General features: G+C 40.5%; 2 protein-coding genes. Both read left to right on the top strand.

Features of this window, described 5'->3' with window-relative positions; all coding sequences use genetic code 11:
- Positions 1 to 111 precede the first annotated feature (111 nt).
- Positions 112 to 1,077 (top strand): TnsB C-terminal domain-containing protein, encoded by a 966-nt coding sequence (locus tag J7439_RS25330; RefSeq protein ID WP_209204836.1) that lies wholly within the window; start codon positions 112 to 114, stop codon positions 1,075 to 1,077.
- A complete protein-coding gene (locus J7439_RS25325; RefSeq protein ID WP_209204835.1) occupies positions 1,077 to 1,745 on the top strand; it encodes an ATP-binding protein in 669 nt (222 codons plus the stop codon). Before J7439_RS25330 ends, J7439_RS25325 begins: the two co-directional genes overlap by 1 nt.
- The last annotated feature ends 91 nt before the right edge of the window (positions 1,746 to 1,836 follow it).

The following is a 1,836-nucleotide window of genomic DNA, read 5'->3' as shown; positions in this document are numbered from 1 at the left end:
TGGCATCATTTTCTGAATGATGGACTCTTTGAACTCTTCTGAATAGCGGGCCATTGATCACTCACTGGCCGCCCCCTGTTTAGGTTTTTAAATTCAGGAGAGGCGACAACTATGTTGGCACAGGGGGTTTTTGATAATGGGAAGGAGTTTTGGTGCAAAGATCTAGAAATAGTTCTGGCAGAATTAAATATCCAATATTCATTCAATCCGGTACAGCACCCATGGCTGAAAGGAAAGGTTGAAAGAAAGTTTGGAACAATCAATACCAAGCTTCTTTCTCAAATGCATGGAAAGACGTTTTCTTCCATTGCCAAACGTGATGATTACAACCCCAAGAAAAATGCGGTCATCCGATTTAATTCATTTGTTGAAATATTCTACAAATGGCTTGTTGATGAATACCAAGTGTCACCTACAACTAAGGACGAAATTATTCCTGACTTATACTGGTTGAAATCTGTTGAAGACTACCCGCCAAAAATGATCGAACCAGATAGGTTGAATATCGTTCTTGGCCGAACAGAGGAGAGTAAACTGAGAAAAGGAGGTATTTATTATAAAAAATTAAGGTACGATTCAGTGGAGCTTGCAAGCTATAGATCCAAAACTGGAGATAAAATAACAAAATATAAAGTTGATCCTGATAATCTTGGTTTTATCTATGTCTTTAATGAAATTGACAACAAGTACATAAAGGTTTTTGCCGTTGATCAAGAATACGCCTTAGGTCTCCGGGACAACCAGCATGATGTACATATTCGTTATGCAAGAGAAGTGATAGGAAAAGATTACAGACATGAAGATGTAGTCAGAGCAAGGCTTGAGATACAGAGAAGAATTCAGGAAGAAATAGATTCCTGGATAGAAATGCCAAGCAAAACTTCAATCAGCGGAAGTTCGGCGGCTGCAAAATACTGCGACATCGGGCAGGATTCCAATTCAAGCTTATCTGAAGGCCTTTCCTCACCAGAACCTAAGACAGAGCAGAAGAAAGAATCAGAAAGTACAATAGTTACTGTTGAAGAATTCGATGATGACGATGTGCTTGATACCTCTGGATGGAGGAGTAACATGTGATGAATGAGCTTTATAAGCGCTATGACTCCATAACAGAAGAGCAAAATCAAAAAATAGAACAAGTGAGAAACTGCTACATCAGCTCACCAAACCTGGATCGTATTCTGGCGGACATACACCGTTGCAGAAAAATATCGCAAAGAGGAGGATATCCTGACTGCATGTTGGTGATGGGTGAACCTGGTGCAGGTAAAACGACGCTGAGAGCAGAGTATTTACGACTAAACCCGATAAGAGAAGAATCTGAGCGCTCAGTTATCAATGTATTCTCCAGTGATTTCCCTGAACAATCTGTACCAAGACAGGCGGCCATCTGCTTTTTACAGGATCTTGGCCATGAACTGTCACCCAAAGGGCTTTTAGCACCCGAGCTAACAAGAATATTGGCTAATTTGATGATTCACTGCGGTGTAGAGATCAGCCTATTGGATGAATTCCAACATCTTATCGAAACAGAATCCTATAAGGTTCTTAAAGGTGCGGCAAAGTGGTTAAAAATTTTGATTAATAAATCAGGCCTTCCTGTTGTCCTCTTTGGTATGCCTTATAGTAAAATTATTCTTGAATGTGATGATGATGATACACTTGCTGGTCGATTTATGATCCAGAGAACGATAGAGCCATTTCGAATTATCCCCCTGTGCCAACATAGTTGTCGCCTCTCCTGAATTTAAAAACCTAAACAGGGGGCGGCCAGTGAGTGATCAATGGCCCGCTATTCAGAAGAGTTCAAAGAGTCCATCATTCAGAAAATGATGC

Origin of the sequence: Salinisphaera sp. G21_0 (genome assembly GCF_017744115.1) — a bacterium.
GTDB lineage: Bacteria > Pseudomonadota > Gammaproteobacteria > Pseudomonadales > Endozoicomonadaceae > Endozoicomonas.
This window is presented reverse-complemented; position numbering and strand designations above follow the sequence as displayed.